At 63.3% G+C, this 251-nt stretch carries 1 protein-coding gene; it reads left to right on the top strand.

All coding sequences use genetic code 11. The annotated features are described in order from the left end of the window. Window positions 1–11: 11 nt before the first annotated feature. A partial coding sequence (locus tag ACZ2IA_RS23165) for a hypothetical protein (protein ID WP_470294929.1) occupies window positions 12–251 on the top strand: 240 nt, incomplete at its 3' end.

Raw genomic sequence — 251 nt, 5'->3', positions numbered from 1 at the left:
AGGCGGTCCAGGTGGGGCACGACTGGGTGGCCATGACTCCGGCATCGCAACCCCACGAGGGCGACCACGTCACCGAGTTCACGGCTTTCGAGTGGAACAATCTGTGGCGGCTGTGGGGCCTGTCCGCGCGCCCGGCAAACTACGACGAAGAACTCTTCGAGCGCTATGGCCATTCCCCGAGCCCGGATCATATTTACAACCCCTACCCGGTCATCGATCCGGACCAGGGCATTGATGAGCGCGACCTGCTG

The sequence above is a fragment of the Crenobacter sp. CS_VA4 genome (assembly GCF_055597485.1).
The sequence above is the reverse complement of the archived record's forward strand: the minus strand, read 5'-3'. Positions and strand labels throughout refer to the sequence as shown.